Below are 24171 nucleotides of genomic sequence, written 5' to 3'. Positions count from 1 at the left end.
ATAAACAAGGTACTAAATGTGATAAACGCAAAAGCTGAAGCTGTCTCATATCTCACATCTAATATCTCAAATCTAAAAAATACAGCTTATCTCGAAAAGTCGGGTATGTGACTGACTTTCGCTTATCTTTCCCAACCTATTGTGTATTTGTTGAGTAGAATGTAGCACCTTGTATAGTACAGGTTGCTAAGACATCGCAGGGTCTAATCCCTCCGCCTTTCTCTATAAGCAATGCAAAGGTGCACAATAAAGCTTTAATATGCAATAGTTTTAGCCCGCCAATTGTGTACTTTATACGTGTTTACAATTGCATGAATATTCTGAGGTACGACATTAGGCATTATCTAATGGAAACAAGCCGGCGGACGGATGGAAAAACTTTTTAAACCTTAAATTTTAACACTTTTCGGACTAAACAGGGGCAAAACAAGCTCAAAAACTGTTTAAAACGCGCTCAAAACCATCGATTTTAACACTTTTTAACAAATTTTTGATGGGTTTTGAAAAGTTTAAAAAGTTTTAATTTATTGCCTGTCAAATAACAAAATACCAAACGATTGATTTTAGGACCCGGCTTTACTTTAACTAAACAGCCCGGCTCTCTTTTCAGAGAGCCGGGCTGTTGTATACTTTTTTGTTAGCTATTATCTTCTTCTGCCGAATAAACGCAGAATCATCAGAAAAAGGTTGATGAAATCAAGATATAAGGTTAAGCCGCCCATCAATGCCATTTTTGAGGCCGATGCATCACCGTATTCTAAACCTGCGCCAATACGTTTTAATTTCTGTACGTCATAAGCGGTTAAGCCTACAAATACAGCTACACCTACATAGCTAATGACATAATCTAAGCCACTGCTGTGCATAAACATATTAAGTAAAGATGCTACGATAATACCAATCAGTCCCATCATCAGGATTGGGCCATATTTGGTCAAATCGGTATTAGTAGTATAACCGGCGATAGCCATTACACCAAATACTACCGATGTGGTAATAAATACGCCTAAAACCGAGCCTGCAGTAAAAACCAACAATATATAGCTTAGGCTAACACCCATTATTGCCGAAAACGCAATAAACAGGAACGCTAACACTCCGTAAGATAGTCGGTTAAAACCAAAAGAGATGATCAATACGAATGCAAGCGGTGCAAACATTGTAATAGTGCCTAAACCGGTATTACGGCCTGTGGCCGGATCAATAAGCATATTAAGCAGGGCCTGGTTCTGTGAAAACAGAAATGCACAAACAGCAGAAAGCCCCAGGGCAACAAACATCCATAAAAACACATTGGCTATGAATTTACGCGATGCGTCTGTTTCGTTTAATTGTATTACGTTTTTATAAACGTATTCAGGATCTTTAGTTTCCATTTTATATTAAAATAAATTAATACTCAAATTTACGAATAAAATGTGAATATCTGGTGAAGGAGTAGGGGGCGGTAGAATCAAGAGCCAGGGAAAAAAACCTTGGCGTATACCCGCTCTTGGCCGTAGGAGGGCCAGTCACTTTTGTCGCCACAAAAGTAACCAAAAAGCTTTCAGCAGAAATGCTTCTTTGCCGCACTATGCTTTTACCCTGCAAATCAGCCAGAACCGTGGGCTGCTAAACCTTACCCCTACTTCGTTCGCTCATTATCCCCACTTCAGGTAAGGTTCGCTATGCCCCTGCAGCCGCACTAACCCAGTATCGTTCTGCCCGTTTTCGTCCGAAGCTTATCTGCTGACTCGGAAAAAAACACTATGGGCTTGTTTTTGCCTTTTCTCCTTGCTCCCAAAATCCATGCTCCACCTATCCTTGCTCCTTGCTCTCCAGATCCTTGCTCTTTTTCACCAGCTCCGGGTTTTGAGCAGGCAGGTTTTTTACATGCCGTTCTACTTCCGTTTGTTGTACGTGCACGGCGTACTCCGCAGGTTCAATATGGCTGCCGATAGCTTCGGCATAAACCTGGGTAAACTCCGCGCCGATGTATAATATTGCCGATGTATAATAGATCCACACCAGGATAACAATGAGCGAGCCTGCGGCGCCATATACCGATCCTTGCGCGGTATACTGGATATACAGCCCTATCAGATATTGCCCAAGCATAAACAACAACGCGGTAAAGAACGCGCCGGTACGCACATCCCGCCACTTTATTTTCACATCTGGCAAAAATTTAAATATGATACCGAATAAAACCGAGATCACAATCAGCGTTACACCCAGGTTAACACCCTGCACCAGTAATTTAGTGAACTTTAATACAGGCAAAAACTCCTCTATTTTACTTCCTGCGGCATCAATAATAAAGTTAATCAGCAACGATGCCAGCAGTAAAAACCCTAAACTAATGATGAGCGAAAACGATACAAAACGGTTCCGGAGTAATTTGATCCAGCCGCTTTTGGGTTTGGCCTTAACGCGCCATATGATGTTTAATGAATCCTGTATCTCCACAAATATACTGCTGGCGCCAACCAGCAAGGTTACAATACCTATTGCAAAACCAAACCCGCTTTTGCCATTCAATTTAAGGCTTGCTACCGCACTATGGATCTGATTGGCCGCATTAGTACCTATATAAGTGCCTATTTGCTGATATAGGGTATCTGTTTTGGCTATAGGGATTAAACCAACTACCGCGATGACCAGAAAGAGCAGCGGCGCTATAGAAAAAATGGTATAATAAGCTAATGACGCGCTCAGTTTTAAGCCGTTATCGCCTATAAAACCGCTAAAGGTAGCTACCAGTATTTTCCATAATCGGTTTAAATGTTCTTTTCTGAAAAATTTCATTAGCGCTTATTTAATTGACCTGTTAGGGAGTAAGGATTTTGCGAGCAAGGACCAAGGACCATCTAAGTCTTTATTTCTTGCTCCAAATGCTTATTCCTTGCTCAAAAACTTTATTCGTGTCTGCTTAATTTTGATGTATCGAATTAATATAAGCAATTTTAATGCCTCTCCTTGGGATCAAAGATTTTTGGAACAAAGAATAAGGACTGAAAAAAATATTTATTCCTGTCCTTGCTCCATAAATCCTTGCTCTTTGTTCCTAAAATCCTTGCTCCATAAATCCTTGTCCCAAAATCCTATAGTCCCGAAAACGGAACATCAAGCAATTCGTAATTAGCCCAGCCATTAAAATCATAGTGCCACCACTCGGTATTCAGCACTTTAAAGCCATGGATCTGCATTATTGTTTTTAATAATTCGCGATTATCTAACTGTTTTTTGCTGAGGGCAGGATAATTGGCCGCGGCTTTTCTACTAAAGCTGTCAAAGCTGGTAGGCATATCCAGTTCTTTTCCTGTTTTCAGATCGATCAGACTCAAATCGACCGCGCAACCCCGGTTATGTTTAGAGCCCTTGCGCGGGTCGGCTACAAAATTGGTATCGCTCGTCATCTCATAAAATTTAACGGTAACCGAGTAAGGGCGGTAAGCATCATAAATTTTAAGTCCCAGGCCACGGCTTTGCAGATCGGCCTCTACCTGCTGTAAAGCCTTTACAACGGGCAGGCGGGCATAAGCATTTGCCTGCTGGTACATGCGTCTGTGCATAAAGTTATTGGCGGTGGCGTACCTGATATCCAGCGCAATTTGCGGGATGTAACGCTTTATCTCCACCAACTGCTTATCGGGATTAGCTTTTACCTGTTTTTTATACCGGGCCGGGCCGCTTATTTTGGTGCTATCAATATACTTGTAATGTTGCGCGCTGGCGTTTATACCGGCTAAAACCAAAAACAGTACGATGATATAACGATACATAGGATAGGGTTTAATCCTCTTCTTTTTTAGGTGGGGGTATGCGTAATACTCCTTTTAGCGTTTGATCAAAATCATGCTTAGGGATTTTTGCTTTTTTATTTTCCGATAAATAAGGACTTTTAATTTTTTCTTCTGTATATATAGATTTTCTCAAAGAAGTAAGTTGTTGTACACTTGCTTTTCTTAATTCTATTAATCTTTGATATTTCTCCAGTCCCTTTTGTATAAGAATTGCGTTATATCCTTCGAGATTTGACAAAACCAATAATTGATGCGCATCTGCTACATCTCTCATATTAAGCCCTTGTAAATGTAATTTGGCATTAGCTTCTCTCCATTGTTTAGCGGTGTACCCGAAAACCGCTACACTTAATAAATCAGCTTCATTAGCATATATAATCCACTCTTTGTCTTTTTCAATATTTAAAGGAGGTATTACATGATTTTTAACGGCGTCTGTATGTATACTATAATTTGCTTTACTTAAGAATCTCCTATAGTCCCATTCAGAATTTAGTCTTCTGTTCTCTTCTTCCTTTAGTCTTTGAAACTCTTTAACAAGCAACAATTGAAATCTAGGGCTCATCCACATTCCAAATTGAAATGCTATGTCTTTATGCGCATATGTGCCTCCATAACGCCCTGCGGTCGCCCTTATACCAATAGCCCCTGTTTTCTCTATCCATTCCTTAACTGATAAGACATAATTATTTCCTCCTGCCGTATTTTTAATTGTACCGAAATCGGTATAATTAAAAATAGGATTATACATGGCTTCCCATTCTCCTAAATATTCAATCGTATTTTTCAGGCTTAACCATTTGGTTATGATAATATTTTCATGTTGACTTTTTGCCATATCTGTAAGAGATATGTAGTCATTATCATTTTGACTTAAAATCGTTATTTCAATTCCTTCTACCTTTATTTTACTCATTTTTCAACTCTTTGTAAGCTATAAGTATCCTGTCGATCATCTATCTTATGATCAATGTTACCGGTGCGATACGATAAGCAGGTCCAGGTCTTTACATGGGATGGTGAAACGTTCGCCGATATGCTTATTGGTCAGATGTCCATGATAAATGTATACCGCATTACGCACACCCGACTTTTGCCATATCACATTTTTAATGCCGCCCTGGTCGCCGATATCCAGCAGTATGGGGGCAAATATATTGGTAAGCGCGTAAGTAGCCGTACGGGCCACCCGCGAGGCTATATTGGGTACGCAATAGTGGATAACATCGTGCTTGCGGAACACCGGGTGGGTATGATTGGTAACCTCTGATGTTTCAAAACAGCCGCCTTGATCAATGCTGACATCGATGATCACCGAATCGCGCTTCATACGGCTTACGGTGGCTTCGGTAATAATACACGGGCTTCGCCCGTCTTCGGCCCTCATGGCTCCAATGGCTACGTCGCAGGTAGTAATGGCTTTTTCGAGCACAATAGGCTGCACTACCGAGGTAAAAACCCGGCTGCCAATGTTATTTTGCAACCGACGCAGTTTGTATATAGACGGATCAAAAACCTTCACTTCGGCGCCCAGGGATATGGCAGTACGGGCCGCGTATTCGCCAACCGTGCCCGCTCCCAGGATCACAATCTCGGTAGGGGGTACGCCGGTGATGCCGCCCAGCATCAGGCCTTTACCATCAAACACATTGCTTAAATATTCGGCTGCTATTAATATGGATGTAGCGCCAACAATTTCGCTCATGGCCCGCACCACGCTCAGGGTATTACCCTCATCGCGTAAATGTTCAAAGCTAAGCGCGGTAATTTTTTTGGCCATCAAGGCATGCAGGCATTCTGCCTTGAGCGTAGCCAGCTGCAAAGCCGATATCAGTATTTGCCCGGCCTTCATCAGCTCAATTTCGGCCATTATGGGAGGCGCTATTTTGATGATGATATCGGCATCATGATAAACCGATTTGGTATCGTACACAATCCGGGCCCCTTGTTCGCTGTAATCTTTATCCGAAAAATTGGCCGCCTGCCCCGCGTTACTTTCTAAAATAACATCGTGCCCGTTATTAACCAATAAAGCAACCGAAAGCGGGGTCAAGGGAATACGGTTCTCCTGGAAAGATACCTCTTTTGGAATGCCGATGTATAATTTGTTCTTTTTATTTTTAACCTCCAGCATCGACTCCTGAGGCTGCATCATTGCCTGCTTGGCAACGTCAGAAAACCCACTGTATATCCCTGAACTCATGATGTTTTAATTGTGGCTGATGAAGATAAAAATAATTATTGATTTATTGAATTGGCGAATTAGTGAATTCGATTAATTATTGAATTACTGATTTAGTGAATTAGTGATTTTTTTAAAGTCCAGAACCCATCTCCACATTCATTTCCACCTTTTACTAAAAATTCTCAATAGTAACCTCTCGTGAGCCATTATTCAAAGCCTTGATACTGATGCGGGTATAATGAGATGGCAGCAGATCGGGTATTTTTTCGGGCCACTCAATAAAGCAGTAAGCGCCGGCATAAAAATATTCTTCGTAACCCATATCCAGCGCTTCTGTTTGGTCTTTAAGCCGGTAAAAATCAAAGTGATAAATTTTATCCTTGGGCCCCTGGTACTCATTCACAATGGCAAAGGTAGGACTGGTAACCGCGTCGGCAGTGCCTAAAAAACTGCACAGGCTTTTAATCAAGGTGGTTTTACCGGCACCCATATCGCCATAAAAAAGAAAGATCCTGTTATTGGCCGCATGGGTTATGATCGTTTCGGCGGCGGCAGGCAGATCTGCCGGTGATTGAACAGTTAAGAGCATTTAATTTTATTATTTACTGATCTGTCATCCTGAGCTTGTCGAAGGATCGCGTGTAGAAGCCCTCTGCACCATGGTTCGACAGGCTCACCATGACACCCTTCTTTTATTTTATCCTTCAAAAATAATTAAATATTATCATCCAGCGCTTTTAAAAACTTTTCGGGCACTTCAATATGTGGTATATGCCCACAATTATCAAACTCTATGAGTTTGCAGCCCGGTATTTTTTTTGCGGTTTCGGGGCCTAATATTTTGTATTGTCCGTGTTTTGTTTTTTCTGCATCGCTTAACAGACCCTTGCCTACAATGGTCTTATCTTCTTTACCTGTAAACAATACGACAGGTACTTTGATGAGACCAAACTCATAGCAAACCGGCTGCTCGTATATCATTTCAAAAGTAAGCGCGGCTACTTTAGCATAACGCGGAAAATCGGCGCTTTTACTTACGCCCGATCCTATTTTAACCAGGTAATCATACTCCGGTTTCCAACTGGTAAAATATGATGTCTGGTAATATTTTTTTACCGATTCAAAGGTGGTTTTCAACTCTGTTTTATAATCATCTTCGGCACTTTGATAGGGAACAAAAGTGCGGTAATCTTCCAGGCCAATGGGATCTTCCAGCAATAGTTTTTCCACCCGCTGGGGATACATTAAGGTAAAACGGGTTGCCAGCATACCCCCCATGGAGTGGCCCAGGATGGTTACTTTCTGCACCCCTAAAGTATCGAGCAGGTTTTTATTAAAGCGGGCCAGCTGGTGGAAGCTGTAATGAATAATGGCCTTTGACGATTTTCCGAAGCCGATCTGGTCGGGCACGATGACGCGGTAACCTTTAGCGGTAAGCGCCTTGATCACGTTTGTCCAGTAGTACCCGCCAAAGTTTTTACCATGAAATAAGATCACGGTTTTGCCATTGGCATTAGCCGGTTTTACATCCATATAAGCCATGCGGATATCCTGACCTTCTACCTTAATGGGCATAAAGCTTACCGGGTAGGGGTATTTTACATTTTCGAGGGTGATGGAAAGCGTATCCGGCTGCGCATGTACAACAGCTGATATAGTGAGTATGGTGAATAGTAGGATGATTTTTAAGCGCATGAGATTAATACGATTGAGGTGTGTAATTGTTTAAGGGATTGGGTCAGGAAAAAGTCATTATGATTTCATGGGAACGCGGATAAACTTATCGTAGAACGCTCAATTGCCACTAAGGACTGTTACGCTGACGGGATGAAAATATTAAATCATGTCATTGCGAGGAGGAACGACGAAGCAATCTCGTAGCTATTCTTATCCACGAGAATGCGAAGAGATTGCCACGCTCCGCACGCAATGACATGGTTTTTATTTCCTTTTTATACCCCTTTTTCCGGCTTCGCCGGAGAGAGGGGTGCCGAGCGAAGCATCGGCGAGGTGAGTCGATTCTCCACAAAAAAAGCTCCACCCTTAATGGGCAGAGCTTTCCTGTTTTTCATATATAAAATAGCTTATGATGATTTTTTACCTGTGTTAAAGCCAAATGGCACAACCACCTTAAAGCTGATATTGCGGCCCATATTAAAGATACCGTGATTAATACCATCGGGGGCAGTAGGATTGCCGAAATATTTAAGCCTGCTCATGTTTGATTGGTAATTTATATTAGCCAGGTTGGTGCCTTCAATAAACAGTTTCAAAACCGGCTGACCAGATTTGTTAACAATGTTACCACCAAAGCCTGCACTTAGCAAATTGTAACCCGCGGTAGCAGTCTCTGTGCCGTAAGCGGAAAAGAAACGATTTTGGGCGCTGTAGTGGTCAAAACCAACAAAAACATACAGGTTTTTAAAGTCGCCAAAGCCACCGTTAAACGCTCCGCGCAGCTCTGAGTGGGTATGCAGTGGCGGGATGAAGGGTAAATATTTTAAGCTATCAGCCACCGGGCCACCATTACCTTTGTTTTCGCCATATGTTAAGCTCAATGAGTTTTCAAAGTGTAACCATGGCAGTGGGTGCAGGTCGACATTAACTTCACCACCATAAATCCTGGCTTTGCTTTGTACATAAGTGAAAGTATTATAACCTTGGGTAATCACCGGGCTGCCGTCAGGATTCAATTCCTGCTGTTGGAATATATAGTTCGAAATTTCATTATTAAACAACTCTACACTGGCCGAGATATTTGGCAATGTTAAAAATGCGCCGATATCCTGTTGAAAACTGAACTCCGGCTTAAAGTTCTTATCACCTACGTGGTAGATCTGTGAACCAGGATCGGGACCATTGGCAGATAACTCGGCAATACTTGGCGCCCTGAAACCACGGGCAAGATTAGCCTTCACCAAAAACTGGTCGGACACATTGTAGGTTGCACCAAAGCTGCCCGAAAAACCTGTGAAAGTTTTGCTCAAGGCATCAAATTGTGATGTAACATTGGGGGTAGTAGTAGGGTTAGGGCCTTTATATAATTGCGGAAAGCCATGCGGACCACCAATAGTATCTACATAAGCGGCATCACCCGTGAAAGAACGTGAATCAAAACGGGCACCGGCAGAAAGATCTAACTTACCAAAGCTTTTCTTGATCACAAAGAACGGACCGATATCAAACTGGTGATAGGCCGGAATAGGGAAATCGGTGGCGCCGTCGATGGTGTTTTTGCCATACTGACCATTTACACCAAATGTGGTTTCATAATCATCGCCGATGTTAAAATTGTATTTAACATCATAAGTATAGGTATGCAGATGCAGGTTTAAGCCGGGAACATCGCCATATTCAGGGTGGGTATACTCGCGTCTGTGACTGAGTTGATAGCCCAGGTTAACCAACAGGTTACCACCACCTAAAATAAAGTTACTGTTGTTATAGATACGGTAAAGCTGAACGCGTTGATGTAGGGTCGGGATACGGTAGGAGTTTAGTTCAGATTCCGGAACGATAGCAGTGGCGCCGTCTTCGGTTATTTGCTTGGTGAATTTACGGGTAAGCGAGTCGCGGCTGCCATCCGGGATATCCTGCTTATCGTCAAAAACCGAAGCATGTAAATAAGAGTAGCCCCATGATTTATTCAAACCTACCATTACCCGTGCATCTTTTTCCTGATAACCGGTAGCATATACCCGGCCATCTTGCTGGTTCTGGTAATTTTTAGCTTCCTTGGCAGATACTACCGTTCCCCAAACCAATCCGTTCTGGTTGCCCTGCAGCCTGAATGATCCGTTGAGCAGGCCCTGATTGGTACCATAAATACCTTGTACCGAACCTAATATTTTACCTTCAGGAACGGGTGCAGGGGTAATCAGGTTAACCACACCGCCAATAGCGTCGGAACCATAGGTTAAGCTGGCGGGTCCTTTGATGATCTCTACACGATCTATTGAGTTTTGATCAACTTCAATACCGTGCTCATCGCCCCATTGCTGGCCTTCCTGCCGGATACCATCCTGTAAAGTAATTACCCGGTTATAACCCAGGCCATGGATGAACGGCTTGGATACGTTTGGCCCGGTAGTAACCGCGCTTACACCTGGCAGGGTAGCAATCTGATCAATAATATTGCCCGAAGCCGCGCGTTGTTCCAGGTAGGCTTTGCCTACAGCTATCATAGGCACAGGACTGCGTTTTATCTCGGTAGCTTTACTTACACCGGTCACCACTACTTCACCTGCCTCTAATGATGAGGCTTGCAGTTTCACATCAAACACAGATGTTTTTGAAAGATCAACCTTTTGGTTAAAGGTGGCATAACCCAGATAGCTTACCTGTAACAGGTAAACGCCGCGGGGCACATGGTTTAAAACATATTTACCATTTGCATCGGTAATGGCACCGGTATGCAGATCGGGGATACTTACGGTAGCGCCAATAACGGGTTTGCCATCGGCCTTATCGGTAACGGTACCGGTTAATGTACCTGCAGCCTCTTCAACGGCTGCGTTTTTTGTTGTAATTGTATGGGCATTGGCAAAAGCAGAAAAACCTATAACAAGCAATAATAAGCTACTAATTAGCTTTAATTTCATAATAAAAAAATTTGGAGATCAATAAATACCACACCAATGGTGGCGCTATTTTGCAGGAAAAAACTAATATTATGAAAGCACGGGAGGGGCACGACCAGCAGCCAGTACAAGCGCAAGGCTTACAAAGTCATAGTCGCTGGCTTTAAAAAAGTGCAGGTTAGCTATCGGGGGCACTAAATAAAATGCCTGATCAATAACAGCCGCCTGGTGATGCATGGCATCGCACAGGTAACATTTCTCTTTAACGGCTTGTTGTTGCTGATGATGATCATGAGCGGCGTAAACCGTTCCGGTTGTTTTGGCAAGCAGGTGCTGGTGAGTATAAACAACATATTGCCCGGCTATAAAGCAAATAAGCAATAGCCAGGAGTATAGGATATGTAATTTGTTTTTCTTCACCTTAAATATCTTTTCTCAAAGATCATGCAAAAGTAGTTAATAAAATGTTAAAAATAATGCAACATTGTAACAATATCGTTCATTGGTTCATTAGTTCAATCGTTCGTTAGTGTCACATTTGATATTAACAGAAATACAATACGCAGACAAGACCAATTAACTAATGAACGATTGAACTAATGAACCTATGAACTATTCTTATCTTTGCCCATATGACACCTGCCGAAATTAATGTGAAATGGGATGCGCTGCAGCAACGTATTGCCCAGGATTTTGATAACGAAAAGCCCGATCTGAAAGTAATGCTGTTTTTAATTGGTGTGCAGGAATTGGGCCAGGGACCACGCAAATTTAGCAAGCGCCAAAAGGAAGAGCTGATGCATATTGCCAACTGCCGCCTTTTTAGTATGCTGGGCTTTTATGAGCTGGAAGGCCTTGACCAGGACGGTTGGCCGCATTGGAAAAGAGTTAAAGTGATACCCAACTATACCCTGCTTGAACAGGAGATGATCCTCAAATCATTGATGATCAATTATTTTGAGGAGTTGGAGGGGAATTAGATGCTTTTTGCGGCTTCACTGCAAAAAGCGTAAAAACGTAAAAAATAACGTCATTGCGAGCGTAGCGTGGCAATCCCTAATATACAGAGCGGCTCTACAAATCGGGGATTGCCACGCTACGCTCGCATGACGTACTAACCGATCTAACGATATATGAAAAAACTCTTTACTATAACTTTGCTTCTGCTAAGCGTTGCCGCTTTTGCCGGGCCACCCAAAAGCCAGTATGTGCGTATTAAAACCAGCTATGGCGATTGCATTATCCGCCTGTATAATGAAACACCCCTGCACCGGGATAATTTTATAAAACTGGCTAAAAAGGGTTTTTATAATGGCACTTTATTTCATAGGGTGATACAAAATTTCATGATCCAGGGCGGCGATCCCGATTCAAAAAAGGCGATACCCGAATTGGAACTGGGCGATGGTGATGTGGGTTATACGGTACCTGCCGAGTTCAGGGACAGCTTGTTCCACAAACGTGGGGTATTGGCTGCCGCGCGCGATGAAAACCCCAAAAAAGCATCAAGCGGATGCCAGTTCTATATCACCGAAGGTAAACGTTTTACTGATGGCAAGCTGGATACGCTGGAGAAAACCCGTTTAAAAGGCCGCAAGATACCGGCATGGCAAAGGGAGTGGTACAAATCTGTAGGCGGAGTGCCACATCTGGATCAAAATTATACTGTTTTTGGCGAAGTGATTTCGGGACTTGACATGGTAGACCGTATTGCAGCCGTAAAAAAAGACGAGTGCGACCGTCCACTTACCGATGTAACGATGACAGTGGAAGTGCTCAGTAAAAAGGAATGCAGGCAATTGGATAAAATTCTGCGCTGATATCGGATTAGGGATTTTTAATTTACTGAGGGGTCGACAAATTCTAAATTACGTGCTTAATCAGTTAAAATCCGAAATCGAACATCCCAATTCCGAAATCAAAAATATCGTACTTTAGCAAGTCAAAAAATCCCAAATCGAACATCCTAAATCAAAATGAAAATAATCACCTATAACGTTAATGGTATCCGCTCGGCTATCAACAAAAACTGGTTGGCCTGGCTGCAGGCTACAGATGCCGATGTGGTTTGTTTGCAGGAAATTAAAGCAACCCCTGATGTACTCACTGACCTTGGACTGGTAGATCAGCTGGGCTACAAACACTATTGGTTCCCTGCCGAAAAAAAGGGCTACAGCGGTACCGCTATTTTTAGTAAGCTAACACCCAAACATATTGAATATGGCTGCGGCATCCCTGATTTCGATCGTGAGGGTCGTTGTATCCGTCTTGATTTTGATGAAGTATCTGTCATGAGCGTTTATTTTCCATCAGGTTCAAGCGGCGATGAACGCCAGGTGTTTAAATATCGTTTTTTAGATGAGTTTGGCAGATACCTTACCCTGCTAAAAAGCCAATACCCCAAACTGGTGGTATGCGGCGATTATAATATTTGTCACCGCCCCATTGATATCCATAACCCCAAATCAAACGCCAACTCTTCCGGCTTTTTGCCCGAGGAACGCGAGTGGATGGAGAAATTTATTGAAGGCGGATTTATCGATACCTTCCGTCATCTGAACAAAGAACCGCATAACTATACCTGGTGGAGTTTCAGAGCGGGTGCAAGAGGCAAAAACTTAGGCTGGCGTATTGATTATGCTATGGCCAGTACCGAACTGGAAGCCAACATTAAACGCGCCGCCATTTTACCAGAAGCCAAACACTCCGACCATTGCCCGGTGCTGCTGGAGCTGGAGTTTTAGCCCCCCGGCACCCTGAAGGGGGAGCTCTTTGATGTGCAGATTTCAGATGTGCAGATGTGCAGATAACCCCGGCACCGCTACCGTCATTAGGTACGAAGCAATCGCTGATAAGCAGAGCGATTCTGTATAGCATAGAGATTGCTTCGTGCCTCGCAATGACATGGTGGGACAAGTATAAAAAAAAGAGGCCCGATTCGGGCCTCTTTTTTTTATACTGAAAATGTAATATGGAAATCAAAAAGCTCCCCCTTCAGGGGGTTATGGGGTTATGCTTTCACACGCTCTACATAAGTGCCTGTAGCGGTATCTACCTTTACTTTATCACCAATGTTGATGAACAATGGTACACGGATCTCGGCACCGGTTTCAACCGTAGCATTTTTTAGGGCGCCGCTTGAGGTATCACCTTTAACAGCCGGTTCGGTGTAAGTGATTTCCAGCTCGGCAGATCCTGGTACAGAACCCATGATCGGTTCATCACTTTCAAAAGCCACAATCACATTCATGCCTTCTTTTAAAAATTTAACTGCAGGGCCAAATAGTTTTTTAGGTATGCTATGCTGATCATAAGTAGTATTATCCATTACTACCAATGAGTCACCCTCGTCATATAAATATTGATAATCGCTTGTTTCAACACGGGCAATATCTACCTCTTCGTCGGTACGGAAACGGTATTCAACCAGCTTTCCTGATTTTACGTTACGCATACGTGCCTGGTAAAATGCACGTAAGTTACCTGGTGTACGGTGTAAAAATTCTTCAACCTGCACTAATTCGCCGTTAAAGCGAAGCACATTTCCATTTTTAACATCTGATGCTTTAGCCATAAAATAATATTGAGCCCGCAAAATTATGGATTAGATTTGAGATGTTAGATATGAGATTTGAGATTTTTTAGAAAGCCAGATGAATAAACATTTGATAATCACATGTCTCAAATCTCATATCTAACATCTCAAATCTCTATTGCTTATAATCCGAAATACTCAGTCGTTCATTACAAAAGCCATACTCGTGTTCCTGGTTAGAGCAAACGATAGTAAGACGGCCCGAGGCGAACTGCTCCACAAGGCCCAGGTACCAGTCTACACCCTGTGTATCCAGGTTGGATGTAGGTTCATCGAGCATGAGGATAGGCGTATCAGCGCAAAAGGCCAGTATCAGTTTCAACCGCTGTTTCATACCTGATGAAAAATACCGGATCAGCTTGTTTTCGCTTTTGGCTAAACTTAACAGACCTATCAACTCCTTTTTATCAATACCTGATTTGTATGATTTAAACTTGAAGTGAAAATCAACCATCTCGGTAAGCGTAAACTCTTCAATCAGTTCCAGGTATGGCGCGGCAAGACTCAGGTGGGTAAACACTTCTGTTGGGTGAACCGGTTTATTCTGAAAAGTATAGCTGATGGTACCCGCAGATGGCGTCAGGCTGGCATTTAAAACCTGCAGCAGGGTCGATTTGCCAGAGCCATTAGGTCCCAATATCGCATAAGCCTGACCACTGTTAAAAGTATAACCAACTCCTCTGAAAATCCAGTCGCGGTTAAATCTACGGCCGATGTTTTGAAGGGTGATGTTCATTTTAGCTTATAGATAATGGTTCATAGATCATGGAAAGGCCCATGGTTGATAGTTCATGGATCATGACTTATAGTTATTCTTTTACTATGAACTATTAACTATGATCCATGAACTATTTAAGTATTCCCGAAGCCTTTCATGATACCTCTTTGCGAGTTTTGCAAAAAGTTAATGATCTCGTCGCGTTCAATGCTTGGAGTAAACTCGGCCTCAATAATATCAAGAGCCTTGCTCACATTATATTTTTTCAGGAATATGATCCTGTAGATCTCCTGGATCTCGTTAATGGTGGCTGCCGAAAAGCCTCTGCGGCGTAAACCAACAGAGTTGATACCCACGTATGATAAGGGTTCGCGACCAGCTTTAGTAAACGGAGGAACATCCTTACGCACAAGCGACCCGCCGGATATCATGCTGTGCGCGCCGATCTCTACAAACTGGTGCACCGCAGATGAACCACCTACAAAAGCGTAATCATAAATATTGATGTGCCCGGCCAGTTGTACCGAGTTGGCTATGATCACATTATCGCCGATAACACAATCATGTGCTACGTGCACATAAGCCATCAACAGGCAATTGCTACCAATTGTAGTAGTGTTTTTATCCAAAGCGGTACCACGGTTAAGGGTAACGCACTCGCGTATGGTGGTGTTATCACCTATAGATACGGTGCTTTGCTCGCCTTTGTATTTCAAGTCCTGTGGCGGGGCAGATACTACCGCGCCGGGAAATATACGGCAGTTTTTACCGATGCGGGCACCATCCATAATTACGGAGTTGGAGCCGATCCAGGTACCTTCGCCAATTTCCACATCCTTGTGGATGGTCACAAAAGGCTCTATCACCACGTTATCGGCTATTTTGGCCTGCGGGTGTATGTATGCTAAGGGTTGGATCATTCTTCGTTAGATTTATTAACTTTTACAATTTGCGCCATCAGTTCGGCTTCTACCACAATACGCGAGCCAACCATGCCAATACCTTTCATTTGGGCAATGCCCCGTCTGATAGGAGCTACCAGGTTACAATGGAATATGATGGTATCACCAGGCACAACCTTGTCCTTAAAACGGGCGTTCTCTATTTTCAGAAAAAGGGTAATATAATTTTCAGGATCGGGTACGGTATTTAACACCAGGATGCCCCCGGTTTGTGCCATGGCCTCTATCTGCAAAACACCCGGGAAAAGCGGCGAACCGGGGAAGTGCCCCATAAATAGGTCCTCGTTCATGGTTACGTTCTTTAATCCAACCACATGACTTTTTGATAACTCCAATATCTTATCAACCATGAGCATAGGCTGCCTGTGAGGCAATATTTTCATGATTTGCACGGTATCATACACCGGAGTCATATTAGGATCATACACTTTTACGTGTTTGCGGCTCTTCTCTTTTTTAATAAGCGCCTTTATCTTTTTTGCAAAAGCTACGTTAGCCGCATGACCGGGCCTTGCAGCCATGATATGCCCTTTCAGCGGAACACCAACCAGGGCAAGGTCGCCTATCATATCCAGCAGTTTATGTCTTGCCGGCTCATTCTGATGGCGGAGTTCGATGTTATTTAAAATACCCTGCGGCGCAACTTTAATGTCTTTACGGTTAAATAGTTTGGCCAGGTGTGCCAATTCATCTTCATCAACCTCTTTATCCACCACTACAATGGCGTTATTCAGATCTCCGCCCTTGATCAGGTCGTGCTTTAACAGCATTTCCAGTTCATGCAAGAAGCAAAAGGTGCGGCAGGAGGCTATTTCTTTTTTAAATTCGGCAATGGTTGATATACTGGCATGCTGGCTGCCCAATACCTGCGAATTATAGTCGACCATGCAGGTAAAGCGGTAATCATCAAGCGGCATAGCCACCATTTCTACCTTGCGGTCGGCTTCAGAGTAATGTATATTGTAGGGTATATGATAGTATTCGCGGTCGGCTTCTTGTTCAACCAGGCCGGTTTCCATAATCACGTCAACAAATTGTATGGAGCTGCCATCCATAATAGGTGTTTCCGGACCATCCATATCTATCAGCACATTGTCTATCTCCATACCTACCAGCGCCGCCAGCACGTGTTCCACTGTATTTACCGTAGCTCCGTTTTGTGAAATGGTGGTACCACGCGAAGTATCGGTCACATTATCCACATCGGCATCAATGATTGGCGCACCAGGCATATCAATCCTTCTGAATTTATAGCCATGGTTTTCTGCCGCCGGGTTAAAAGTCATGGTTACACGCTGACCAGTGTGTAAGCCTGTACCTGAAACCGATACCGGCGCTTTAATAGTTCTTTGTTTTACATTCATTTTATAATGTTCATTGGTTCATTAGTTTAGTTGTTCATTGGTTCACTGGCTCATTAGTTCATTGGGGTTTTTCTATTAGCTAAATATTTTTTACTAATAAACCAATGAACAATTGAACCAATGAACCATATATTGAACTAATGACCTTCTTTTCTCAGTTCTTCAATTAATTTTTCAAGTTCGTAAACCTTTTTATCAATCTCGGGCAGCCTCCTTAATTTAGAATGCGCCTTCAGATAATCCTTAAATGGCATATAGGGAGTGCCGCCCCAAACCTTACCTTCTTCTGTAATGGAGCTATTGATGCCTGTTTGTGCCGATACCTGTGTGCCACCGGCAATATTTAAATGTCCGGAAATACCTACCTGGCCGCCAATAACAGCATTTTTGCCAATTTTGGTACTGCCGGATATGCCTGCCTGACCTGCAATAACCACATGCGCAGCAATCTCAACATTGTGCGCTATTTGTACCAGGTTATCGATCTTTACACCTTTGCCTATAAGGGTTGAACCCATGGTAGCCCGGTCAATAGCCGTATTGGCCCCAATTTCAACATCATCCCCGATAACTACATTGCCAATCTGGGCAATCTTAGTGTACGTACCATCGGGATTGGGTGCAAAGCCAAAACCATCGCTGCCAATCACGGCCCCCGAATGTATGGTAACATTATTACCTAACACACAATCAAAATAAATGGTAGCACCAGAAAACAAGGTAACATTATTGCCGATAGTAACATTATCGCCAATGTTAACATTAGGATATATTTTACAATTATCGCCAATTTTTGTATTGGTACCGATATAAGCGAACGCGCCTATATAGGGGTCGGTGCCAATTTGAGCCGTTGGGTGTATAAAGCAGGGCTCTTCAATGCCTTTTTTGTTTAGTTTTAGGGTATTATATTGTTCTAAAAGAACCGTAAACGCGCTGTAAGCATTTTCAACACGTATCAGGGTAGCCTTTACCGGCCCCGTAAGTTGCTGATCCTGATTGATGATAACCACAGAAGCATTGGTGGTATATAAAAACTGCTCATACTTGGGATTGGCTAAAAATGTAAGGCTTCCGGCATCGCCGTCTTCTATCTTAGCCAGCTTATCAACCTTCACAAAAGCATCACCCTCAACAGTCCCGTTGAGCAATAAACTTATTTCCTGAGCCGTAAATTGCATCGACAAATTTAAATGTTAAAATTAAAGCAGCAAATTATTAATTAGTTGTGAGCGCTGAGTTATTGGTTTTAAGTATATCTCTTAATAAATTCTTCATTTTCAACCTATTTTATTTATAAAACTCATTACTCAAAACCGGCAACCCATTACTCGACCCCTATGACACTTTACCGGTTATTTACCCCTACAGCAAATCCTTATTATAACAGGTAATATATTTTTTTACCGTTTTGATCAGCGCTTCCAGGTTAGAATTATCGCTGGCCTTGGTTATATCGCTTACCTGCCCGTTTTTCATCAGTATTCCTATATTACCATCGCCGGCTGTGTAAGCATTATTACGTATAGACGTGGTAAAAACAAAATAGGAGGCATCCTGCTCGCTGATGCCATATTTTTCCATCGCTTTTTTGGTTAGCTGGGCTACAAATTCGGCATCCGGTTCTTCATTGGTGATATCTACATGGTAAAGATTTCGCTGCACCAGGTTTTTGGCCAGGGTCGACAACAAAAAATCCGGGTGACCAGCCCAAACTTTCACTGCCGACATAATATCAGCATCATCCAAACTGGCGAAAATATCCAGGTGATGATCCTCCTTCATGAAAACATCCCTGCTCATCTTGCTTTGGATGAAATGTTTCAGAGCCGGTGTGGCAAATAAATCCTCACCTTGTAATATCAATTCCCTGCCTCGCTTAAACACTTTCACAAGCAACTCTTCGCCGGCAATAACCGTTTTATGCAGGTAAACCTGCCAGTACATGAGCCTGCGGGCTATCAAAAACTTTTCGATTGAGTAAATACCTTTTTCTTCCACCACCACATGATCGTTCTTCACGTTCAGCATCTTGATGATGCGGTCTGAGCTGATGACACCTTCGGATACCCCGGTAAAAAAACTATCGCGGTTCAGGTAATCCAGTCTGTCCATATCCAGCTGGCTCGATACCAGTTGATGTAAAAAACGGCGTGGATAAGTATCGTTAAATATATCAATAGCCATAGTTAAATCACCGCCAAACTGCTCGTTTAGTTTATTCATCAACATGGCCGATATGTCTTCATGCGCTACACCTGCTATAATGGTACGCTCCAGCGCGTGCGAGAACGGCCCGTGACCAATATCGTGCAGCAATATGGCTATGGTTAAGGCTTCTTCCTCGTCATGACTGATCTGGTGCCCTTTGTTACGCAGGGTTTCAATGGCCATGGCCATCAGGTGCATAGCGCCCAGGGCATGATGAAAACGAGTATGCAGTGCCCCCGGGTATACCAGGTGAGTCATGCCCAATTGTTTGATATATCTTAACCGCTGGAAATAGGGGTGTTCGATGAGGTCAAATACCAGCTCGGTAGGGATGCTGATAAAGCCATAAACAGGATCGTTTATAATTTTCTTTTTATTCAACTTGGTTCTTTACGATGCAAAAATGTAAAACAAAGGTAAAATAAGCGCATGATGTTTGTTAATTTTTGTTAATACCTTTACTTATCAACAACAAATCACTCCCTTTGAGGTTTAATGTCTGAATTTAAACGTCTGAGCCAAATTTTTTGGAATTAGGTGAATTTATAGAATCCTATTATATAGTATCCCTTTATTAAAGTAAATTCGGGTAATTTTTTAATTCTAAAAATTCTGGTTCAGAATACTTTTAATCTACATATACTATGCAAGACACCACCATTTTATGGGCCGATGACGAAATTGACCTTTTAAAGCCACATATACTTTTCCTGAACGAAAAAGGATACAAAGTAACTACCGTAACTAACGGCAACGACGCCGTTGATGCTTTTAAACAGCACTATTTCGATCTGGTTTTTCTGGATGAAAATATGCCGGGCTTAACCGGACTGGAAACCCTGCAGCAGATCAAGAACCTTAATAATGATGTGCCCATTGTACTGATCACCAAGAACGAGGAAGAATACCTGATGGAAGATGCCATCGGCTCCAAGATTGATGATTACCTGATTAAACCGGTACACCCCAAGCAGATTCTGCTCACTATAAAAAAGTTGACCGAAAATAAACGCCTGGTTACCGAAAAAACAACCATGGCTTACCAGATGGATTTCCGGACGCTGGGCATGACGCTTAATGACAACCTGAGCCATCAGGAATGGGTTGATGTGTACAAAAAGCTCATTTACTGGGAACTGGAGCTGGAAAAACTGGAAGACGCCGGCATGCACGAGATATTGACCCTGCAAAAAGCCGAAGCCAATGTACAATTCTGCAAGTTTGTGGAGCGTAATTATTTAAACTGGATAAAAAACCCGGAATTCGCGCCAACAAGTTCGCCGCAGTTGTTTAAAAAGAAAGTATTCCCCAAACTGGATGGTAACGGACCCCTATTTTTTATCCTGATAGATAATTTGAGGTATGATCAGTTTAAAGTGATCAACCCTATAATATCCGAATATTTCAGGATGGAAGAGGAGGATACGTATTACAGTATTTTACCAACCGCTACACAGTACGCCCGTAACTCCATATTCTCGGGCCTGATGCCCTTGGAAATGGAAAAACGCTATCCTACCATGTGGCAAAACGACGAGGATGAAGGCGGTAAGAACTTATATGAATCGGAATTTATTGCCGACCACCTGAAACGTGTACTGCGCAAGGATTGTAAGTATTCATACCATAAAATATTGAACATTGACGAAGGCCGCGCTTTGAACGAATCAGTGAGCAACCTCATGAACAATGAGCTGAACGTGGTGGTGTACAACTTTGTGGATATGCTTTCACATGCCCGTACCGACATGCAGATGATCCGCGAGCTGGCGAGCGACGATGCCGCTTATCGTTCACTCACATTATCATGGTTTGAGCACTCACCCCTGTTTGATCTGCTGAAATTTTTGGCCCAAAAACAAGTACGCGTGATCATTACTACCGACCACGGTACCATCCGCGTTAAAAACCCAAGCAAAATTGTAGGCGACCGCAACACCAATACCAACCTGCGTTACAAACAAGGCAAAAACCTGAATTATAACGCCAAGGAAGTATTCCACATCCGCAACCCGCATGATGCCATGCTGCCTAAGCTGCACCTCAGCTCGAGCTTTGTATTTGCCAAGGAAGACAGCTATTTTGTATATCCGAACAACTACAATCACTTTGTGAATTTTTATAATGAAACTTTCCAGCACGGTGGTATCTCATTGGAAGAGATGATCATCCCGATAGTTACTTACGGGCCTAAGTAACCCCCTAACCCCCTGAAGGGGGAACTTTTGACAAACAAAAACGGGCATCACTTGAAAATGATGCCCGTTTTTGTTTGATTATAATCATGTCATTTCGAGGAGGAACGACGTGGCAATCTTCTCGCGTGAATCTACTTGTAATAAGATTATTAATGTTATTAATTGTTTTTTACGGTATTAATGAGCTCCCTCCGGTCGGTTATCCACGCTATCGCTCGTAATGACATATTGGATATATATATCTTTATTCTGAAAATTCTTAAATTCTATAAATTCTGATTCAGACAACCATTCGCTTCACAATATCATCAACACTCAGCTTCTCCTGCTCACCGGTGGTCATATTTTTAAAAGCCAGCAAACCGCTTTGTATCTCTTCACTGCCGATCACTACGGTGTAAGGGATATTTTTATTGTTGGCATACTCCATCTGCTTTTTGATTTTGGCGCCCGCTGGGTAAAGCTCGGCATTGATATTTTGGCGGCGTAGTTGTTGTAATAGGGGCAAGCCATATAGTTCGCCTTCTTTGTCGAAATTACAGATCAATACCTGGGTACTTTGGTTGGCTGCGGCCGGGAACAGGTTCAATTCTTCAAGCACATCATAAATACGGTCGGCACCAAAGGATATCCCCACACCGGTTAATCCTTTAAGACCGAACATACCGGTAAGGTCATCATAACGACCACCGCCACCGATACTGCCCATAACCACCTCATTGGTTTTCACTTCGAATATGGCGCCGGTATAATAGTTTATTCCACGGGCAAGAGTAATGTCCAATTCCAGTTTAGCAGTTTGCAGGGGGCATTTTTCGATATAGCCGAAAACCATTTCAATTTCATCACATCCCTTCAAGCCAACTTCCGATGAAGCCAATGCCTGGCGCAAGCTTTGCAGTTTTTGGGTATTGGAGCCTTCCAGTAAAATAATCGGTTTTATCTTGTCTATATCAGCCTCGGTAAAGCCGCGTTCCAGCAATTCTTTGATCACGCCATCAAGGCCGATCTTATCTAATTTATCTATGGCTACAGTCAGATCAATGATGTTATCAGCTTTATCTATAATTTGCGCGATCCCGGATAGAATTTTTCTATTATTAATTTTAATGCTGAAATCTTTTAGACCAAGCTTGCTCAAAGCCTCGTCATAGATCATCACAAACTCGGCTTCGTTCAATAAAGAATCGGAACCCACCACATCGGCATCACACTGATAAAACTCCCGGTAGCGGCCACGCTGAGGCCTGTCGGCACGCCAAACCGGTTGCACCTGAAACCGTTTAAACGGGAAGGTGATCTCATTCTGGTGCTGTACTACATAGCGAGCGAAAGGTACGGTAAGATCATAGCGCAAGGCTTTCTCGGAAATATCTGAAGCTACCGCGTTAGAATTAAGCGTTGTTAGCTTCTCAGGGTTTACCTTAGCCAGATAATCTCCGCTATTCAGAATCTTGAATATGAGTTTATCACCCTCTTCTCCATACTTACCCAACAAAGTTGATGAATTTTCCATTGTCGGCGTTTCTATCTGCTGATAGCCGTATTTACGGAACACGCTTTTAATGGTATCAAAAATATAATTGCGTTTCACCATTTCGGTAGGTGAAAAATCACGGGTGCCTTTAGGTACGGATGGTTTGATGGATGCCATGCGGCAAATGTACAAAAAAGCAAATTATGCTGTTGTGTTTTGCCATGGTGAGGATTTCCCTCGCCGCGTCATTGCGAACGTAGTGTGGCAATCCCCTACCTACAGAGCGACTCTGCCCTATCGGGGATTGCCACGTTCCACGCAATGACGCGCGGGTAAGTAGCGCTCCTTTATTTATGACTCCACTTAAATGACACTCTTTTTACCTAAGCGCTTGCAGAAAAATATATTTTTGAGAACCATGAACATTATTGCCCAAACGCCGCGCTTGCTGATACGTGAGTTTACACCCGAAGACGAAAGCCTTTTACTTGACCTGGATGCCGACGCGCGTTTAACCCGCTACGTAAAAAAACGTACTGCCCAGGAAAGCAAAAAGGTTTTTAAGGATACACTGAAGGATTATCAAAAGAAAACAGGTATGGGCCGCTGGGGCATCTTTAACCTTGCAGATAATGATTTTATAGGCGTTTGCATACTCGACTATAGCGAATTTGACAGCAGCAGCATCGAACTGGGCTACCGCCTGCACCTCAAATACTGGGGATCGGGCATTGCTACGGAACTTGCCCAGGCTTTGGTATCATACGGTTTGAATGAGATCGGGCTTAAAGAAATCTGCGCGGTTACTCACCCCGAAAACAGGGCATCGCAAAAGGTTTTATTTAAAGCTGGTTTTCAGCCGCACGGTCGTGCTTTTTGGCATGGAGATGATCTTCCTTTTTTTAAGGTGAGTAGAAATACTTTTTAACATGACATTCTCACCATCACGTCATTGCGAGGTACGAAGTAATCTCTACACAGGAAGATTAAGATGATACGTCACTTCACCCTGTAAAGCATAGAGATTGCTTCGTACCTCGATTTCTATGATCTAAGCAACTAATTTGAGATAATTTTTTTCATATTTTCTATTCTG

The 24171-nt window shown here is 42.9% G+C and carries 21 protein-coding genes and 1 riboswitch; of the genes, 5 read left to right on the top strand and 16 right to left on the bottom strand.

Going from position 1 to position 24171, the window contains the following annotated elements; all coding sequences use genetic code 11:
• Positions 1–119 precede the first annotated feature (119 nt).
• Positions 120–231, bottom strand: a riboswitch (SAM riboswitch).
• Positions 232–644: 413 nt separating this feature from the next.
• The 9 genes from AB6735_RS18365 to AB6735_RS18325 all read right to left on the bottom strand — a co-directional run bounded on the left by AB6735_RS18365 (position 645) and on the right by AB6735_RS18325 (position 10970).
• Positions 645–1376, bottom strand: coding sequence for a Bax inhibitor-1/YccA family protein (locus tag AB6735_RS18365; protein WP_370997314.1), 732 nt, complete (start codon positions 1374–1376; stop codon positions 645–647).
• Between the two features lie 421 nt (positions 1377–1797).
• A complete protein-coding gene (locus AB6735_RS18360) occupies positions 1798–2787 on the bottom strand; it encodes a YihY/virulence factor BrkB family protein (protein ID WP_370997313.1) in 990 nt (329 codons plus the stop codon).
• Between the two features lie 296 nt (positions 2788–3083).
• A complete protein-coding gene (locus tag AB6735_RS18355) occupies positions 3084–3764 on the bottom strand; it encodes a M15 family metallopeptidase (protein ID WP_370997311.1) in 681 nt (226 codons plus the stop codon).
• A 10-nt stretch (positions 3765–3774) separates the two neighbouring features.
• Positions 3775–4701: a KilA-N domain-containing protein gene (locus AB6735_RS18350; RefSeq protein ID WP_370997309.1), complete on the bottom strand. Its 927-nt coding sequence runs from the start codon at positions 4699–4701 to the stop codon at positions 3775–3777.
• A 57-nt stretch (positions 4702–4758) separates the two neighbouring features.
• Positions 4759–5988, bottom strand: a complete 1230-nt coding sequence (locus tag AB6735_RS18345) for an alanine dehydrogenase (protein ID WP_370997307.1) — start codon at positions 5986–5988, stop codon at positions 4759–4761.
• 154 nt (positions 5989–6142) lie between these two features.
• Complete coding sequence (gene tsaE / locus AB6735_RS18340; protein ID WP_370997305.1) at positions 6143–6559, bottom strand: tRNA (adenosine(37)-N6)-threonylcarbamoyltransferase complex ATPase subunit type 1 TsaE; 417 nt, start codon at positions 6557–6559, stop codon at positions 6143–6145.
• A gap of 125 nt (positions 6560–6684) precedes the next feature.
• Positions 6685–7665, bottom strand: coding sequence for an alpha/beta fold hydrolase (locus tag AB6735_RS18335; RefSeq protein ID WP_370997304.1), 981 nt, complete (start codon positions 7663–7665; stop codon positions 6685–6687).
• Between the two features lie 389 nt (positions 7666–8054).
• On the bottom strand, positions 8055–10571 hold the full coding sequence (locus AB6735_RS18330) for a TonB-dependent receptor (RefSeq protein WP_370997302.1): 2517 nt from the start codon (positions 10569–10571) through the stop codon (positions 8055–8057).
• 69 nt (positions 10572–10640) lie between these two features.
• A complete protein-coding gene (locus tag AB6735_RS18325; RefSeq protein ID WP_370997300.1) occupies positions 10641–10970 on the bottom strand; it encodes a hypothetical protein in 330 nt (109 codons plus the stop codon).
• Positions 10971–11182: 212 nt separating this feature from the next.
• Here AB6735_RS18325 and AB6735_RS18320 point away from each other — a divergent pair, with 212 nt between their 5' ends.
• The 3 genes from AB6735_RS18320 (at position 11183) to AB6735_RS18310 (ending at position 13294) form a co-directional block, all read left to right on the top strand.
• A complete protein-coding gene (locus tag AB6735_RS18320; protein WP_166092174.1) occupies positions 11183–11530 on the top strand; it encodes a hypothetical protein in 348 nt (115 codons plus the stop codon).
• A gap of 153 nt (positions 11531–11683) precedes the next feature.
• Positions 11684–12370 carry a peptidylprolyl isomerase gene (locus tag AB6735_RS18315; RefSeq protein ID WP_370997299.1) on the top strand — a complete coding sequence of 229 codons (687 nt, stop codon included), beginning with the start codon at positions 11684–11686 and terminating at the stop codon, positions 12368–12370.
• 156 nt (positions 12371–12526) lie between these two features.
• Entirely contained in the window at positions 12527–13294 is a 768-nt protein-coding gene (locus AB6735_RS18310) for an exodeoxyribonuclease III (RefSeq protein WP_370997298.1), read from the top strand.
• A 266-nt stretch (positions 13295–13560) separates the two neighbouring features.
• Here the strand turns inward: AB6735_RS18310 and efp are convergent, their stop codons facing one another.
• The 6 genes from efp to AB6735_RS18280 all read right to left on the bottom strand — a co-directional run bounded on the left by efp (position 13561) and on the right by AB6735_RS18280 (position 19781).
• Positions 13561–14124, bottom strand: coding sequence for an elongation factor P (gene efp / locus AB6735_RS18305; protein WP_370997296.1), 564 nt, complete (start codon positions 14122–14124; stop codon positions 13561–13563).
• A gap of 136 nt (positions 14125–14260) precedes the next feature.
• Complete coding sequence (locus AB6735_RS18300) at positions 14261–14881, bottom strand: ATP-binding cassette domain-containing protein (RefSeq protein WP_370997293.1); 621 nt, start codon at positions 14879–14881, stop codon at positions 14261–14263.
• Between the two features lie 116 nt (positions 14882–14997).
• On the bottom strand, positions 14998–15783 hold the full coding sequence (gene lpxA, locus AB6735_RS18295; RefSeq protein ID WP_076371333.1) for an acyl-ACP--UDP-N-acetylglucosamine O-acyltransferase: 786 nt from the start codon (positions 15781–15783) through the stop codon (positions 14998–15000).
• Complete coding sequence (locus AB6735_RS18290; RefSeq protein WP_370997291.1) at positions 15780–17189, bottom strand: bifunctional UDP-3-O-[3-hydroxymyristoyl] N-acetylglucosamine deacetylase/3-hydroxyacyl-ACP dehydratase; 1410 nt, start codon at positions 17187–17189, stop codon at positions 15780–15782. The genes lpxA and AB6735_RS18290 overlap by 4 nt, the downstream gene beginning before the upstream one ends.
• Positions 17190–17326: 137 nt before the next feature.
• Positions 17327–18370 (bottom strand): UDP-3-O-(3-hydroxymyristoyl)glucosamine N-acyltransferase, encoded by a 1044-nt coding sequence (gene lpxD / locus AB6735_RS18285; RefSeq protein WP_370997290.1) that lies wholly within the window; start codon positions 18368–18370, stop codon positions 17327–17329.
• 184 nt (positions 18371–18554) lie between these two features.
• On the bottom strand, positions 18555–19781 hold the full coding sequence (locus AB6735_RS18280) for an HD domain-containing protein (RefSeq protein ID WP_370997289.1): 1227 nt from the start codon (positions 19779–19781) through the stop codon (positions 18555–18557).
• A gap of 263 nt (positions 19782–20044) precedes the next feature.
• Here AB6735_RS18280 and AB6735_RS18275 point away from each other — a divergent pair, with 263 nt between their 5' ends.
• Positions 20045–21598 carry a PglZ domain-containing protein gene (locus AB6735_RS18275; protein WP_370997287.1) on the top strand — a complete coding sequence of 518 codons (1554 nt, stop codon included), beginning with the start codon at positions 20045–20047 and terminating at the stop codon, positions 21596–21598.
• A 280-nt stretch (positions 21599–21878) separates the two neighbouring features.
• Here AB6735_RS18275 and hisS read toward each other — a convergent pair whose 3' ends face one another.
• The gene (gene hisS, locus AB6735_RS18270) at positions 21879–23252 is read right to left on the bottom strand and encodes a histidine--tRNA ligase (RefSeq protein ID WP_370997284.1); all 1374 of its coding nucleotides are present in this window, start codon (positions 23250–23252) and stop codon (positions 21879–21881) included.
• Between the two features lie 241 nt (positions 23253–23493).
• Between hisS and AB6735_RS18265 the strand changes: the two genes are divergently transcribed.
• Positions 23494–24003 carry a GNAT family N-acetyltransferase gene (locus AB6735_RS18265; RefSeq protein WP_370997283.1) on the top strand — a complete coding sequence of 170 codons (510 nt, stop codon included), beginning with the start codon at positions 23494–23496 and terminating at the stop codon, positions 24001–24003.
• Positions 24004–24171 lie beyond the last annotated feature (168 nt).

It is taken from the genome of Mucilaginibacter sp. RCC_168, from assembly GCF_041355315.1.
Lineage (GTDB): Bacteria > Bacteroidota > Bacteroidia > Sphingobacteriales > Sphingobacteriaceae > Mucilaginibacter.
The sequence above is the reverse complement of the archived record's forward strand: the minus strand, read 5'-3'. Positions and strand labels throughout refer to the sequence as shown.